At 68.6% G+C, this 15,837-nt stretch carries 12 protein-coding genes; 8 read left to right on the forward strand and 4 right to left on the reverse strand.

Going from position 1 to position 15,837, the window contains the following annotated elements; translation table 11 throughout:
* Nucleotides 1-65 precede the first annotated feature (65 nt).
* Both test1122_RS11670 and ssd read right to left on the reverse strand, forming a co-directional pair.
* Nucleotides 66-1,235 carry a TadA family conjugal transfer-associated ATPase gene (locus tag test1122_RS11670; protein ID WP_232269110.1) on the reverse strand — a complete coding sequence of 390 codons (1,170 nt, stop codon included), beginning with the start codon at nt 1,233-1,235 and terminating at the stop codon, nt 66-68.
* Nucleotides 1,232-2,314: a septum site-determining protein Ssd gene (ssd, locus tag test1122_RS11675; protein ID WP_232269111.1), complete on the reverse strand. Its 1,083-nt coding sequence runs from the start codon at nt 2,312-2,314 to the stop codon at nt 1,232-1,234. Before ssd ends, test1122_RS11670 begins: the two co-directional genes overlap by 4 nt.
* A gap of 452 nt (nt 2,315-2,766) precedes the next feature.
* Between ssd and test1122_RS11680 the strand changes: the two genes are divergently transcribed.
* Nucleotides 2,767-3,603, forward strand: a complete 837-nt coding sequence (locus test1122_RS11680; RefSeq protein ID WP_232271873.1) for an HAD family hydrolase — start codon at nt 2,767-2,769, stop codon at nt 3,601-3,603.
* A gap of 530 nt (nt 3,604-4,133) precedes the next feature.
* On the opposite strand, the gene test1122_RS11685 is transcribed toward test1122_RS11680, so the two are convergent.
* Nucleotides 4,134-5,027 carry a Fic family protein gene (locus test1122_RS11685; protein ID WP_232269112.1) on the reverse strand — a complete coding sequence of 298 codons (894 nt, stop codon included), beginning with the start codon at nt 5,025-5,027 and terminating at the stop codon, nt 4,134-4,136.
* A gap of 85 nt (nt 5,028-5,112) precedes the next feature.
* Here test1122_RS11685 and test1122_RS11690 point away from each other — a divergent pair, with 85 nt between their 5' ends.
* Nucleotides 5,113-6,099 carry an ATP-binding protein gene (locus test1122_RS11690; RefSeq protein ID WP_232269113.1) on the forward strand — a complete coding sequence of 329 codons (987 nt, stop codon included), beginning with the start codon at nt 5,113-5,115 and terminating at the stop codon, nt 6,097-6,099.
* A gap of 135 nt (nt 6,100-6,234) precedes the next feature.
* On the opposite strand, the gene test1122_RS11695 is transcribed toward test1122_RS11690, so the two are convergent.
* Complete coding sequence (locus test1122_RS11695; protein ID WP_232269114.1) at nt 6,235-7,527, reverse strand: polysaccharide deacetylase family protein; 1,293 nt, start codon at nt 7,525-7,527, stop codon at nt 6,235-6,237.
* 248 nt (nt 7,528-7,775) lie between these two features.
* Here test1122_RS11695 and test1122_RS11700 point away from each other — a divergent pair, with 248 nt between their 5' ends.
* From test1122_RS11700 to test1122_RS11725, 6 genes are all read left to right on the forward strand, one after another.
* Nucleotides 7,776-10,148 carry a bifunctional SulP family inorganic anion transporter/carbonic anhydrase gene (locus tag test1122_RS11700; protein ID WP_232269115.1) on the forward strand — a complete coding sequence of 791 codons (2,373 nt, stop codon included), beginning with the start codon at nt 7,776-7,778 and terminating at the stop codon, nt 10,146-10,148.
* A gap of 181 nt (nt 10,149-10,329) precedes the next feature.
* On the forward strand, nt 10,330-12,294 hold the full coding sequence (gene acs, locus test1122_RS11705; RefSeq protein WP_232269116.1) for an acetate--CoA ligase: 1,965 nt from the start codon (nt 10,330-10,332) through the stop codon (nt 12,292-12,294).
* 190 nt (nt 12,295-12,484) lie between these two features.
* Nucleotides 12,485-13,912 carry a Na+/H+ antiporter NhaA gene (nhaA, locus tag test1122_RS11710; protein ID WP_232269117.1) on the forward strand — a complete coding sequence of 476 codons (1,428 nt, stop codon included), beginning with the start codon at nt 12,485-12,487 and terminating at the stop codon, nt 13,910-13,912.
* Nucleotides 13,913-13,964: 52 nt separating this feature from the next.
* A complete protein-coding gene (locus test1122_RS11715) occupies nt 13,965-14,441 on the forward strand; it encodes a phage holin family protein (protein WP_232269118.1) in 477 nt (158 codons plus the stop codon).
* Between the two features lie 13 nt (nt 14,442-14,454).
* Complete coding sequence (locus tag test1122_RS11720; RefSeq protein WP_232269119.1) at nt 14,455-15,375, forward strand: alpha/beta fold hydrolase; 921 nt, start codon at nt 14,455-14,457, stop codon at nt 15,373-15,375.
* A 93-nt stretch (nt 15,376-15,468) separates the two neighbouring features.
* Complete coding sequence (locus tag test1122_RS11725; RefSeq protein WP_232269120.1) at nt 15,469-15,654, forward strand: hypothetical protein; 186 nt, start codon at nt 15,469-15,471, stop codon at nt 15,652-15,654.
* The last annotated feature ends 183 nt before the right edge of the window (nt 15,655-15,837 follow it).

Genomic DNA, 15,837 nt, shown 5'->3' on the forward strand with positions numbered 1-15,837 from the left:
CCCCACACAGACCAGCGCCGCATACACCGGGCCCGGGTGTGCTCCGGCCACCGCATAAGCCGCCGTCACAGCGCACCACCGCCCCGCTCACACAACAGCCGCAGCCGAGGCCAGCCCCGCTCCCGGGTAAAACCGTCCGCATCCCAGAACGCGGCGGGCACGGTGTGCACCATTCCGTCCCGGTCCCGTTCCAGCACATGGATCTCGGCGATCCGCCGTTGCCCCGAACGGTCCCGCACCAGATGCACCACCAGTGAGAGAGCCGCCGCCAACTGGCTGTGCAGAGCGGCCCGGTCGAGCCCAGCCGTCATACCCAGCGCTTCCAGCCGGGCGGGCACATCGGCCGCCGCGTTGGCGTGTACAGTCCCGCACCCGCCCTCATGGCCGGTGTTCAAGGCAGCGAGCAAGTCCGTCACTTCGGCCCCACGCACCTCACCGACGACCAACCTGTCGGGACGCATCCGCAACGCCTGCCGGACCAGGTCCCGTAGCTCCACCAGGCCGGCACCTTCCTGGTTGGCGGGCCGCGCCTCAAGCCGCACCACATGCGGATGATCGGGCCGCAGCTCCGCCGAGTCCTCGGCCAGCACGATCCGCTCCCCGCGCCCCACCAGCCCCAGCAGAGTGCTCAGCAGCGTCGTCTTGCCCGTCCCGGTACCACCACTGATCACGTACGACAGCCGGGCCGCCAGCACCGCCCGCAGCAGCCGGTCGCCACCGGGCGGCACGGTTCCGGCCGCGATCAGCTCCGACAGCCGGAAGGCCCGGGTCCGTCCTACCCGCAGCGACAGACAGGGCGAGTCCACGGCCACCGGCGGCAGCACCGCGTGCATCCTGGTCCCGTCCGGCAGCCGGGCGTCCGCCCAGGGCCGGGCGTCATCGAGCCGTCGGCCCGCCGCTGTCGCCAGCCGCTGCGCGAGCCTGCGCACCGCCGCGGCGTCCGGGAAGCGCACCTCGGTGCGCTCTACCCCACGCCCCCGGTCGACCCATACCTCTTCTGGTCCGGTGACCAGCACATCGGTGACCTGCGGGTCAGCGAGCAGCGGCTCCAGCGGACCGGTGCCGACCAGCTCCGAGCGCAGCGCTTCAACGACTCCCAGCACCGTGCTGTCGCCGAGCAGCCGCCCCTGTGCACGCAGCGCAGCCGCCACCCGGGCCGGAGTCGGCTCGGCACCGGACTCCACCAGCCGCAGCCGGACCGCGTCCACGAGGTCCTGTGACGCCGCTCCTGTCATGCCGGCACGCTCCCCTGGCCCTCGCTCGGCAGCGCCCGTGCCCAGAAGGCGGAACAGAAGCGGGCCAGCGGACCGTTCGGCATGGCACCTGGCGGCACCCCGAGGTCTACGGACTCCAGCAGCCCTTTTTCCGGCAGCAGTTCACCAGCGAGCGGCAGCCCCAGCAGTCGTGCGATCTCCGCATCGCCCAGACCGGCCCCGCAGGGTCCGCGCACGACCGCCCGCAGATCCCGCAGCACCATGGCGAGCCGACCGGCCACCCGGTGCGCCGCGGCGACCGCGCGCAGCTCGGCGGGGACCACCAGCAGCCCCAGATCGAGCTGTGCCAGCACTTCGGTGACCGCCTCGTCCATGCGACGGGGCAGATCGACCACGACCACCCCGCCGCGCCGTCTGGCCGCGCCCAGCACCGCGCGCATCGCCTCCGGTGGGACGAGGACGCTGGCGCCCCGGTCCCAGCTGAGCACCCGCAAGTCATGGAGCCTTGGCAGCGACTCCTCCAGCGCCACGGCACCGACGCGCCCCCGTGACTCGGCAAAGGCGGGCCAGCGCAGCCCCTCCGCGGATCCCCCGCCGAGCAGGACATCAAGGCCGCCGCCGAGTGGGTCGGCGTCGATGAGCACGGTCCGCTGCCCGGCCCGCGCCGCGGTGACCGCCAGCGCGCAGGCCAGGGTGGAAGCCCCGGCGCCGCCTCGGCCGCCGGTCACCCCGACGGTCAGCGCCTGCCGCCCGACCCCCTCGGCGGCGTCGGCGATCCGGCCCGTCAGCCAGGACTCGGCATCAGGCAGGAAGACCACATGCTCGGCGCCGATACCTACGCCCCGCTCCCAGACCTGATGGTCGTCCAGATCCCGGCCGACCAGGAGCACTCCTGGTCGGCGCGCGGGTCCGTAGAGCGACCCCAGAAGCGGCCCGGCACGGTCGTCACCGACCAGCACGAGCGGGGCGGAGCGCCAACTCCCCTCTTTCACCAGCGCGCCGTGCGCCACTTCCGCCTCGGCCCCGGCAGCAGCGCAGAGCCGCAGCAAATCGTCGAGAAGTTCCGTGTCCTCCGTGACGATCAGGATGGATTCAGCCACCTGACCTTCCCCCTTCCGCCTTCGCACTCTCGCATCCGCGAACGTCCGTGGACGCCTTGCGGAATCACCGTGCAGAAGTGCGGAAAATCTTGGGGATCTTGGTCTAAAACTGTGGACAACTCACCGGTTGTGAATAACTTAGCCGTCCATCTCGGTGGCTCCCGGAGAGCACCCTTGCGATTACACTCAGTTACTTGTCTCATGGGTCGCGGGCAGCCGCCGCCGGAGGCCGACCAGAGAGGAGAAGGGCATGCCGAGACCGGAAAAGGGCTCCGGACATGCGACGACCCCCGCCGGGGGGGAGAGCGGGGGTCGTCCCCACGGCCGACTCGGGGGGGGAGGAGTCGGACCGGGTTAGCACGGTCGCGAACGATCCGTGACTTCCATGGTGTACCCGAGAGCCTTCTCAGGCAAACCCACGCGCCACACCTTACGCCGAATGGTGGCCCCCTATCCTCTCTCTTGTGGAAAAACAGTCGTTGCCTCGGACAGCCGCCTTCTTCGATCTGGACAAGACGGTCATTGCGAAGTCGAGCACGCTCACCTTCAGCAAGTCGTTCTACCAAGGTGGCCTGATCAATCGCCGGGCCGTACTCCGCACTGCCTACGCCCAGTTCGTATACCTGGTGGGCGGCGCCGACCACGATCAGATGGAGCGGATGCGGGAGTATCTCTCCTCGCTCTGCCGGGGCTGGAACGTCCAGCAGGTCAAGGAGATCGTCGCCGAGACCATCCACGATCTCATCGACCCGATCATCTACGACGAGGCCGCGTCCCTCATCGAGGAGCACCATCTCGCGGGCCGCGATGTCGTGATCGTCTCCACCTCCGGCTCCGAGGTCGTCCAGCCCATCGGGGAGTTGATCGGTGCCGACCGCGTGGTGGCGACCCGGATGGTCGTCGAGGACGGCCGCTACACCGGCGAGGTGGCGTACTACGCCTACGGCCCGACCAAGGCCGAAGCCATCGCCGAGCTCGCCGAGTCCGAGGGATATGACCTCTCCCAGTGCTACGCCTACAGCGACTCGGCCACGGACGTTCCGATGCTGGAGTCGGTCGGCCATCCGCACGCGGTCAACCCCGACCGAGCCCTGCGCCGGGAGGCGATCATCCGCGACTGGCCGATCCTCTCCTTCTCCCGCCCGGTGCGGCTGAAGCAGCGGGTGCCCACGCTGTCGATGCCGCCTCGCCCGGTCCTCGCCGCAGCGGCCGCGGTGGGCGCCGCTGCCGCCACCGCCGGGCTGGTCTGGTACACCAGCAGACGCCGCGCCCGGTACGGCCTCCACTGAGGGTCCAGGAGGAGGTCCTGGACCCTTGGACCCCTCGGACGGCCTCGTCGGCCTCGTCGGCCTCGGACGCCTCGCGGGCACACCTTGGGCGCCTTGTGAGTGGACCCTTTATGCCTGCTTAGCTCGTCTTCAGATGCTTTGAGCGCTTTAAGCGCCTTGCGGCGGTGTTCGCTGTTTGACCTGAAAAGTAAAGATCTGTGGCCAGGGCTTCCGCTTCACCCCTGAGCGTTGTACAAAGGACTCAAGGCCCGCGAGACCTACGGCAATCCGAGAGGATCACCGAAGAGGAACAAGGCCCACGGACCGAGCATGAAAACCGGGAACCCACGCGACGCCGACCCGTCGATTACGGGCCTACCGCATCAGGTGACGGGCAAAGTCCCGACCTGATCGGAAACAAATCGAGCACGCACTGGTACCCCGGTGGACATGCCAGCGGCGGCATCGATCCCAGACCGGTGTCGCCGCAACTCTGTCTGTGCCTCTGCCTGCGTCGCGCCTCTGTCTGCGTCCCGCGGCTCTTACCGCCCTTACGCCGCCCCGCGCTGTAGCGCCTCGCAGACCGCGGTGGACTCCCGCACCCCCAGTTCCACGGACCGCCCACAGTGCGTGATCCAGTCCACCATGCCCTCCGGAGTCCCGGAGGCGTAACCGTCCAGCGCCTGTAGGTAGGCATCCCGCCCCGGCTCCAGGTGCCCGACCTCCGCCGGACAGATCGACTTCGGGTCCAGCCCACTGCCGACCAGGATGATCCTCTCCGCCGCCCGTGCGATCAGCCCGTTGTACGAGCCGAACGGCCGCAGTGTCAGCAGCTCCCCGTGCACGACCGAGGCCGTCACCAGCGCGGGCGCCGAGGATCCGGTGACGATGAGCTCGGCCAGCCCCTCAAGCCGCGCCGACACCGCACCGGCGGCTGGCAGTTCCAGCTGGACGAAGGGCTCATCGACCGGCTCCCCGGGCAGCCGCGGCCGCCCCACCGTGTCCGCCGTGTCCGCCGCGTCCGCGGGATCCCCGGGACCCGCCGCGGCCTTCGGAGCGGTGCCTCCCGCTGCCACCAAGTGCAGCCGCGCCAGCACCCGCAGCGGTGACTGCCGCCATACGGAGAGCAGCTGCCCCGCCTCCGCGGTCACCCGTAGCGCGGCGCCCACCAGCCGGGCTTCCTCATCACCGCCGAAGTCGGAGCGTCGCCGCACCTCCTCCAGCGCCCAGTCCGCCCCCGCCAGCGCCGCCGAGGCGCGCGCCCCGCGCAGCACCGCCTCCGAGGTGACCTCGGCACTGCGCCGACGCATCACCCGGTGGCCGTAAACCCGGTCCACCGCCTTCCGTACCGATTCGACGGAGTCGGCCACCCCCGGCAGAGCGCCGAGCGGGGCCAGCGGGTCGGCAGGGTCGGCGGGGCCAGCGGGCTGAGGACTCGTACTCATGAGTACGACCCTACGCCCCACGATCGAGTGGTCTTCTTTCCGCGCTCCCGCCCAGCGCCGAGTGCGGACACGTACGCTAACGAACATGAAGATCGCTTTCGTAGGCAAGGGCGGCAGTGGCAAGACCACCCTGTCCTCTCTGTTCATCCGCCATCTCGCCGCTCACCGCATCCCTGTGATCGCGGTGGACGCCGACATCAACCAGCATCTGGGCGCCGCCCTGGGACTGGATGAAGCAGAGGCCGCCGCCCTGCCCGCGATGGGCGCCCATCTCCCCCTCATCAAGGAATACCTGCGCGGCACCAACCCCCGTATCGCCACCGCGCAGACCATGATCAAGACGACCCCGCCAGGCGAGGGCTCCCGGCTGCTCCGGATTGATGAGGACAACCCCATCTACGACGCATGCGCCCGTCCCGTCACCCTCGAAGGCGACGACGTCCGGCTGCTGGCCACCGGCCCGTTCACCGAGTCCGATCTCGGGGTCGCCTGCTATCACTCCAAGGTCGGCGCTGTCGAGCTCTGTCTCAACCATCTGGTGGACGGGCGTGGGGAGTTCATGGTCGTCGATATGACGGCGGGCTCGGACTCCTTCGCCTCCGGCATGTTCACCCGCTTCGATATGACGTTCCTGGTCGCCGAGCCCACCCGTAAGGGCGTCTCCGTCTACCGGCAATACCGCGATTACGCCCGCGACTTCGGCGTACCGCTCAAGGTCATCGGAAACAAGGTGCAGGGCCCGGATGATGTGGCGTATCTGCGCGAGGAGATCGGCGATGATCTATTGATCACGGTCGGCCACTCGGACTGGGTCCGCACCATGGAGAAGGGCCGACCGCTTCCCTTCGCGCGGCTTGAGGAGCCCAACAGGCAGGCGCTGCATACTCTTTACGAGACGGCTGACGCAGCCTACGAGCGGCGTGACTGGGAGCGGTACACCCGGCAGATGGTGCACTTCCATCTGAAGAACGCGGAGAGCTGGGGCAACGCGAAGACGGGGGCTGATCTGGCCGCTCAGGTCGACCCCTCGTTTGTGCTGTGCGAGGAGCAGGCTGCTCCGCAGCCCGCGTAGAGCACCCCGCGTAGTGCGCCCCGCATAAAGCAACCCGCGTGAAGCAACCCGCGTAAAGAGGTGGCTGGACGAGTCCCCGGGACCGGGCTCACCCCGGGCCCGGGTTCTCCAGGCCGCCCCGTGGGGCCAGCAGGGCTAGCCGGGCTGGCGTGTCGTGAACCGTTGCCAGCCCTGCTCTGGCTGTTCGCCCACGTCCAGGGTGCGTAGCTGGTTCAGCAGCTTCGGGTCCTGGGCGTCGAGCCAGTCGATGAGTTGGCGGAAGGAGACACACCGGACCTCGTCCTGGACGCATACCGTCTTGATGACGTCCTCGACGGCCCGCATATAAATGCCGCCGTTCCAGTCGTTGAAGTGGTTACCGATGATCAGCGGCGCGCGGTTGCCGTGGTACGCACGGTCGAAGCCCTGGAGCAGGCCTTCCCGCGTCTGCCGTTCCCACTGGGGGTGCATGGCGGGGTCGCCGCTGCCCGGTCCGGACTGGTTGACCATGAAGTTGTAGTCCATGGACAGCGTTTCGAAGGCCCGCCCCGGCATCGGGACCAGTTGTAGCGGCACATCCCACAGGCCCTGCTTCTTTCCCGGCCAGACCTGTTTGCCGATGCCGCTGGAGTCATAGCGGAAGCCCATCTCCGCCGCCGCCTTCAGCACATTCTGCTGCCCTTCCAGACAGGGCGTCCGACCGCCGACAAGCTCCTTGTCATAGTCAAAGGGCAGTGCGTCCGTGTCCGCCCAGCCGGTCGTGGTCTTCCAGTTCTTGACAAACCACTTGGCCTGCTCGATCTCGCTCTTCCACTGGTCGACCGTCCAGGTGCCGACACCGGTCGCGCCACAGAAGTGCCCGTTGAAGTGGGTGCCGATCTCACTGCCGTCCGTCCAGGCGCCACGCACCTGCTCCAGCGTCGCCCTGATGTTCTCGTCCTTGAGGTAGCCGATGGCGGACGCGCCTGCCCGGTGACCCGGCGGGTTGTAGCGCTTTGCCTCGCGCTCGGGCAGCAGATAGATGCCGCTGAGGAAGTACGTCATATGCGCGTCGTACCGCTTGCCGATCTTGCGGAAGTGGGAGAAGAGCTTGTTGCCGTCCTCACCGGCCCCGTCCCAGGAGAAGACCACGAACTGCGGCGGTTTCTCGCCCGGCTTCAGCTTCCTCATCGTCGGCTGGTTGGGCTGCGACCCCGTGAAGGACGTAGAGCCATCGCCGATGACCTTGGGCTGAAAGGGCTTGCCAGCCAGCAGTTCGTCGAGCTTGTTGGTCTTGCCGGACCCATTGGCCTTACCGGACCCGTTGGACTTGCCGGTCGCGCTGCTCTTCTCGCTGTTGTCCGCTGATGACCCGCTCCCACAGCCGACTGCCAGCGTGGCCATCGCCGCCGTCATGGCCACCATGGTCATGCCAGCGGTGCCGCCAGCGAATCTCCGCACGCCTGCCATCGGTCCACCTCGCACTCGTTTACGGCACACAGCCCCCAATCCGCCGTAAACGTCGCATAAACGTAGAAATAGGCCAGTATGACAAGCCGTCTTATCGCGCTATTCACCCGTTAGGTAGAACGCTCGACTCATTTGCCTGTGATCACTTCCCGAGCGGCTTTACCCGCCATTACGATTCGTTTACCTCCACTTGGGAGTAATCAGAACTGCACAGACCGTGACGGATTCTTGCGACGGAGACGGAAAAGATGTCCGCCTGCGCCCCTGCCCAAAGCTTCAACGCCGCCCGCCGACAACGCCCGGGCAGCCGACGAGCCGCCGATCTCTCCGCGTCGATCTCCGTCTTCCTGATCGCGCTTCCGCTCTCCCTCGGTATCGCGCTGGCCACCGGCGCCCCGCTGCAGGCCGGACTGGTCGCCGCGGCCGTGGGCGGCATCGTCGTTGGCCTGCTGGGTGGTGCGCCCTTGCAGGTCAGCGGACCGGCGGCCGGGCTCACCGTGGTCACCGCCGAGCTGATCCAGCTGTACGGCTGGCGCACCACCTGCGCCATCACGATCATCGCCGGGCTCACCCAGCTCGGCCTGGCCTATCTACGCGTAGCCCGTTCCGCGCTGATGGTCAGCCCCGCGATCGTGCACGGCATGCTCGCCGGTATCGGGGTCACCATCGCCCTCGCCCAGCTGCACATCGTGCTCGGCGGCAGCCCCGAGAGCTCGGCCATCGCCAATGTGAAGGCACTCCCCCAGCAGCTCTCCGACCCGCACCCCGCCGCCCTGTCGGTCAGCGTGCTCACCATCGCCGTGCTGCTGCTCTGGCCACGGCTACGGGGCCGGACCGGCCAGCTTGCACGCAAGGCCCCGGGTGCGCTGGTCGCCGTGGTCCTGGCCACCGCGTTCGCCAGCCTCGCCGGGCTGCATCTGCCCCGGGTCGAGCTGCCCTCCTGGCGCAGCCACGCGCTGCCCGAGATGCCGCACGGGCCAGTGCTCGGACTGCTCGCCGCCGTGCTCACCATCACCTTGGTGGCAAGCGTCGAATCACTGCTGTCCGCGGTCGCCATCGACAAGCTGGCCGCCGCCCGCAAGGGTGCCGACCGGGTGCCGCGGGCCGATCTGGACAAGGAGCTGCGCGGCCAGGGCGCGGCCAATGTGGTCTCCGGCGCGCTCGGGGGGCTGCCCATCACCGGGGTCGCGGTGCGCAGTACGGCGAATGTGCGGGCGGGCGCGGTCAGCCGTAACTCCACGATTCTGCATGGGATCTGGGTGCTGCTCGCCACCGGGCTGGCGGTCGCCCTGCTGGAGCTGATTCCGCTGGCCGCGCTGGCCGCGCTGGTGATGGTGATCGGTGTCCAGATGGTCAATCTGACCCATATCCGCAGCGTCACCCGGCACCGTGAGGTGCTGGTCTATCTCGCTACCACGGTGGCCGTGGTGCTGCTCGGGGTGCTGGAAGGGGTGGCGATCGGTGTCGCGGTGGCGATCGCGGTCGCCCTGCACCGGCTGGCGCACACCCGGATCACCCATGAGCCGGGCGGGGCCGACGGTCCGGAGGGGGCAGCTCACCGGGTGCTGGTACGGGGCCAGTTGACGTTTCTCGCCGTGCCACGGCTCAGCCGGACACTGGGCCAGCTGCCGGAAGGGTGCAAGGTCGTCGTGGAGCTGGACGGCTCCTTTATGGATCACGCGGCATACGAGACGCTCCAGGACTGGCGGACCGCCCATACCGCCCACGGCGGCGAGGTCGACATCACCGGCCGCGCCGGGGCACGCATCGCGGAGCCCACGACCGCACACAGCTGCACCCCCTGGACCCCCTGGCGCAACCACCACTGCACCCGCCCTCAGACAGAGCCCGATGCGGAGCTCTCGCCCAGTTCCCGGCCCGAACGGCGCGGCCAGCTGCTGGGGGGCGTACGGAACTTCCAGCGGATCACCGCACCGCTGGTACGTGAGGAGCTGGCGCGGTTGGCCCGTGATGGCCAGCAGCCCTCGCATCTCTTTCTGACCTGCGCCGACTCCCGGCTGGTCACCAGCATGATCACCTCCAGCGGTCCGGGTGATCTGTTCACCGTGCGCAATATCGGCAATCTGGTGCCGCCACCCGGCCGGGAGGTCAGCGACCACTCGGTGGCGGCAGCGATCGAGTACGCCGTCCAGGTCCTGAAGGTCGGCTCCATCACGATCTGTGGGCACTCCGGCTGTGGCGCCATGCAGGCGCTGCACGCCAGCCGCCAGGCCACCGCTCAGCCCAGCACGGGTCAGTGCGCCGCCTCCGCCGCGCTCCCCACCTCGCTCTCCCGCTGGCTCAGCCATGGCCAGCCGAGTCTGGAGCGGCTGTCCGCACAGCTGCACTCGCCCCGTGGCTCGGCGCCACGGATCGCCGACCGCGTGACGACCGATGAGATCGAGGCACTCTCTTTGACCAATGTGATCCAGCAGTTGGAGCATTTGCGGGCCCATGAGTGTGTCTCCAAGCGGATCGCTGAGGGCTCGCTGGAGCTCCACGGCATGTATTTCCATGTCGGCGAGGCGCAGGCGTATGTGCTCGACAGCTCTTCCGACCCCTCTGGCCCCTCTGGCCCCTCCAGTCAGGGGGCCGTCTTCACCCCGGTACGAGCCGTCTGACCGTCCGCTGTCCGTCCTCCCCGGCATTACCGCTGGGCGGTGCCTCCAGCCGTTCGCGGAGGGGGATAACCGTTCGCCGCAACAGGTCTAAACCACTTGCCTGAGGGCCCTTGTCAGGGCCCCAGCGAGCTGCTGAGGTATGAGCTGGGACACAGCGCACACCCTGGGAAAGGGAGATGTCGTGAGCAACGAAAGCCTGGCCAATCTGCTCAAGGAGGAGCGGAGGTTCGAGCCGCCCGCCGAGCTGGCTGCCGACGCCAATGTGACCGCTGAGGCGTATGAGCAGGCGAAGGCCGACCGGTTGGGCTTCTGGGCCAAGCAGGCCCGTCGGCTGAGCTGGGACACCGAGCCCACCGAAACACTTGACTGGTCCAACCCGCCGTTCGCGAAGTGGTTCCAGGACGGCAAGCTCAATGTCGCCTACAACTGCGTCGACCGGCATGTCGAGGCCGGCCACGGCGACCGGGTCGCCCTGCACTTCGAGGGTGAGCCGGGCGACAGCCGTACGACCACCTACGCCGAGCTGCAACGCGAGGTGGCCAGGGCCGCCCACGCGCTGACCGAGCTCGGCGTCGAGGCCGGTGACCGGGTGGCCATCTATATGCCGATGATCCCGGAGACGGTCGTCGCCATGCTGGCCTGTGCCCGGATCGGCGCACCGCACTCGGTGGTCTTCGGCGGCTTCTCCGCCGACGCGCTGGCGACCCGTATCGAGGACGCCGACGCCCGGGTCGTCATCACGGCAGACGGCGGCTACCGCAAGGGCGGGGCGAGCGCGCTCAAGCCCGCCGTGGATGAGGCCGTCGAGCGGGCCGGCCAGGTCCGCCATGTGCTGGTCGTACGCCGCACGGGCCAGGAGGTCGGCTGGACGGAGGGCCGCGATGTGTGGTGGCACGAGGCCGTCGAGCGCCAGCCCGAGCAGCACACCCCGCAGGCATTCGACGCCGAGCATCCGCTCTTCATCCTCTACACCTCCGGTACGACCGGTAAGCCGAAGGGCATCCTGCACACCACGGGCGGCTATCTGACCCAGGCCGCCTACACCCACCACGCCGTCTTCGACCTCAAGCCCGAGTCGGATGTCTTCTGGTGCACCGCCGACGTCGGCTGGGTGACCGGCCACTCCTACATCGTCTACGGGCCGCTGGCCAATGGCGCGACCGAGGTGCTGTACGAGGGAACCCCGGACACCCCGCACAAGGGACGCTGGTGGGAGATCGTGCAGAAATACGGCGTCACCCTCTTCTACACCGCGCCGACCGCGATCCGCGCCTGCATGAAGTGGGGCGATGAGATCCCGGCGAAGTTCGATCTGTCCTCGCTACGGCTGCTGGGCTCGGTCGGGGAGCCGATCAACCCGGAGGCGTGGGTCTGGTACCGGCAGCACATCGGTGCCGACCGCACACCGATCGTGGACACCTGGTGGCAGACGGAGACCGGTGCGATCATGATCAGCCCGCTGCCCGGGGTCACCGCGACCAAGCCCGGCTCTGCTCAGGTGCCGCTGCCCGGTATTTCGGCGACCGTCATCGATGACGAGGCGCGCGAGGTGCCGGACGGCGGTGGCGGCTATCTCGTCCTGACCGAGCCGTGGCCGTCCATGCTCCGTACCATCTGGGGCGACGACCAGCGCTACCTCGACACCTACTGGTCACGCTTCGAGGGCAAGTACTTCGCGGGCGACGGCGCCAAGAAGGACGAGGACGGCGACATCTGGCTGCTGGGCCGGGTCGATGATGTGATGCTGGTCTCCGGCCACAACATCTCGACCACCGAGGTCGAGTCCGCGCTGGTCTCCCACCCCTCGGTCGCCGAGGCCGCGGTCGTCGGCGCCGCGGATCCGCAGACCACCCAGGCAATCTGCGCCTTTGTGATCCTGCGCGGCACCACCGCGGCGGGCGCGGAGGGTGAGGACCTGGTCGAGGAGCTGCGCGCGCATGTCACCAAACAGCTCGGCGCGATCGCCAAGCCGAAGCGGATCCTGCCGGTCGCCGAGCTGCCGAAGACCCGTTCCGGCAAGATCATGCGGCGGCTGCTGCGCGATGTCGCCGAGAACCGCGAGCTGGGCGATGTGACCACGCTGACCGATTCCTCGGTGATGGAGCTCATTCAGAGCAAGCTGCCCAGCGCCTCCAGCGAGGACTGAGACGGGCCGGTTTAGACGCAAAGCGGGGTGAAGGGCTCCGGGGAGAGGTCTCCTCTCCGGAGCCCTTCACCCGTGTTGGTTAGTCTGGGGGCGCCGCGTAAAGATCGGGGCAAGAATCAGGGCGCGCCGGGAAGTCTGGTCGGCACACAGCACACGTGTATGCCCAGCACCACTCCTGGAGGTCACAGCCTTGTCCGCGCCCGAGACGCACGATTCTGATTTCCTTCACCGGCCAGATCTGAAGGAGCGCAGAGTCCTCGCGGACATCCTGCGTATGGAAACCGTCGGCGGCATGCTGCTGCTCCTCGCCGCCGTGGCCGCACTGCTCCTGGCGAACACCGGGCTCAGCGGCCTCTACTCGGACATCAAGAACTTCGAGTTCGGCGTTGAGGCACTGCATCTGAAGCTCTCGGTCGCCGACTGGGCCAAGGACGGCCTCCTCACCGTCTTCTTCTTTGTCGCCGGTGTGGAGCTCAAGCGTGAGCTGGTCTCCGGTGAGCTGCGTGACCCCCGGGCCGCCGCGCTGCCGATCATCGCCGCCGCGTGCGGCATGATCGTGCCCGCGCTGGTCTACGTCGGTTTCAACGCCGGCGGCCGGGGTGACATGGACGGCTGGGCCATCCCGATGGCGACCGACATCGCCTTCGCGCTGGGCGTGCTCGCCGTCCTCGGTACCGCGCTGCCGTCCGCGCTGCGTGCCTTCCTGCTCACCCTCGCGGTCGTTGACGACCTCGGCGCGATCATCATCATCGCCCTCTTCTACACCTCCAGCATCAGCTTCGGCGCACTGGCCGCCTCCGTCGCCGGCCTGGTCCTCTTCTGGTTCCTGCACCGCAAGGGCGTCAAGGGGTGGTACGTCTATGTCCCGCTCGCCCTCGTCATCTGGGCCCTGATGCACGCCAGCGGCGTCCACGCCACCGTCGCCGGTGTCGCCATGGGCCTGCTGCTGCGCTGCACCCTCAAGGAGGGCGAGGAGCACTCCCCGGCCGAGCACATCGAGCACCAGGTGCGGCCCCTCTCCGCCGGTCTGGCGGTGCCGCTGTTCGCCCTGTTCGCCGCCGGTGTCGCTGTCTCCGGTTCCGCGCTCGGCGAGGTGTTCACCAAGCCGGAAACGCTGGGGGTTGTCCTCGGTCTGCTGGCCGGCAAGACGCTCGGTGTGTTCGGCGGCGCCTGGGTCGCCGCCCGCTTCACCAAGGCCGAGCTGAACCCGGATCTCGCCTGGGCCGATGTGCTCGCCATCGCGGCGCTCTCCGGCATCGGCTTTACGGTCTCGCTGCTCATCGGCGATCTGGCCTTCGAGGGCACCCCGCTGGAGGACCAGATCAAGGCATCGGTGCTGATCGGCACCTTGCTGGCCACGGTACTCGCGGGCATCCTGCTCAAGCTCCGTAACGACCACTACCGCGAAATCGTCGACGCCGAGGACCGCGACGAGGACGGCGACGGCGTCCCGGACATCTACGAGGAGGGCCAGCCGGAGTACCACCTGCGGATGGCCAGGATCTTCGACGAGAAGGCGGCGGAGCACCGACGGCGTGCCGAACTGGCGGCTGGGAGCACCTCCCGGGGCGGCGAGGGCCGAGGGGGAGAAAGCGGTAAGAGCTCCGGTCCGGCATGATGACCGGGGAGTACAAGGAGTAGCAGCGACCGAAGAGCAGAGGGAGTAAGCGATGAGCGCAGCCGACGACGGCCGTAGCCTCGGTCAGTTGGTCGCCGCGGCCACGGCTGAGATGTCCGCGCTGGTGCATGAGGAGATCGCGCTGGCCAAGGTCGAGATGAAGCAGTCCGCCTCACGTGGTCTGGTCGGCAGCGGAGCGATCATTGTCGCCGGTGTCCTCGCTCTCTTCTCGCTGCCGGTGTTCAGCTTCGCGCTGGCCTACTGGCTGCACGCCTGGTGGAAGGTCCCGCTCGCGGTCGCCTTCGTCATTGTGGGCGGGCTGATGCTGCTGTTCGCGGTGTTCTGTGGGCTGGTGGCGCGGGCCATGCTGAAGAAGATCCAGGCGCCCAAGCAGACCATCGCCTCGGCCAAGGAATCGGCGGCCGTACTGCAGAGCGTCAAGCCGCGTCCACGAAGCACCTCCGGGGCTGCCTCCCAGCCTGCCAGGGCCGAGGGAGGGAAGCCGGTCTCCGTGGGCGCGGAACAGTGACACACTCGGCCGCATGACGGTCTCCGTACCCATGTCCGCAGCACTGGACGGCCCCTGGAACCACCGGGATGTCGCCGCCAACGGTGCCCGCTTCCATATCGCCGAAATGGGCGACGGTCCGCTGGTGCTGCTGCTGCACGGCTTTCCACAGTTCTGGTGGACCTGGCGGCATCAGCTGCCCGCGCTCGCGGACGCGGGGTATCGCGCGGTGGCGATGGACCTGCGCGGCGTGGGCGGCAGCGACCGCACGCCCCGGGGTTACGACCCGGCGAATCTGGCGCTCGACATCACCGGGGTGATCCGCTCGCTGGGCGAGCCGGACGCCGCGCTGGTCGGGCACGACCTGGGCGGCTATCTGGCCTGGACGGCGGCCGTGATGCGGCCGAAGCTCATCCGGCGGCTGGCCGTCGCCTCGATGCCGCATCCACGGCGCTGGCGGGCGGCGATGCTCAGCGACGCACGGCAGACGGCCGCCGGTTCCTACGTATGGGGCGTCCAGCGGCCATGGGCGCCGGAGCGGCGGCTGATCGCGAATGACGGGGCGCTGGTCGGCCGGTTGATCCGGGAGTGGTCCGGGCCACGGCTGCCGGACGACACGGATATCGAGACCTATCAGCGGGCGATGTGCATCCCGTCCACGGCACACTGCTCAATCGAGCCTTACCGCTGGATGGTGCGGTCGATGGCCCGGCCTGACGGCATCCAGTTCAACCGGCGGATGAAGCGCCCGGTACGGGTGCCGACCCTGCATCTGCACGGTTCACTCGATCCGGTCATGCGTACGCGTAGCTCGGCGGGATCGGGAGAGTATGTCGAAGCTCCGTACCGCTGGCGGCTATTCGATGGTTTGGGGCACTTTCCGCATGAAGAGGACCCGGTGGCGTTCACCACCGAGCTGATCGACTGGCTGAAGGACCCAGAGCCGGACCGCTGACCAGTCGGTCAATCACACAATTGCCCGACGCATAGGCCAATTGAAGGGCCATGCGGCGGTTACCGACCTAAGGGCCCGGGCAGAGTCCGGGGTATGGGCTGGACGCACGACTACCGTGACGTGTCTCGCAACATCCGGGAGAAGGGCGCCGTGCAGGGCACGGCCTCCCACTCCCCGCACAACAACCCTCGCGATCCGCGTGATCCCCTGGGAATTCCGCGCATTCTCCGGCGCCGCGCCCGCTGGGTCAGCGCCCGCCTACGCCACCCACGCGGCTAGGCCGCTGCGCGGGTGGGCTCCCCTGACCCTCCCCCAGCTACCTCCCCCAGACTCCGTCTGGGAGGTGCCCCCAGGAGGTGTCCCCACCTTCCCGAAACTGGGGGCATCCGCCCCCAGACCCCCACAGCGTTGTGGGCACTCGCAGCCCCGCGAGGGGCGTGGGCCCGCCCTGCTACGCAACCA

The organism is Streptomyces gobiensis (assembly GCF_021216675.1).
GTDB classification, from domain to species: domain Bacteria; phylum Actinomycetota; class Actinomycetes; order Streptomycetales; family Streptomycetaceae; genus Streptomyces; species Streptomyces gobiensis.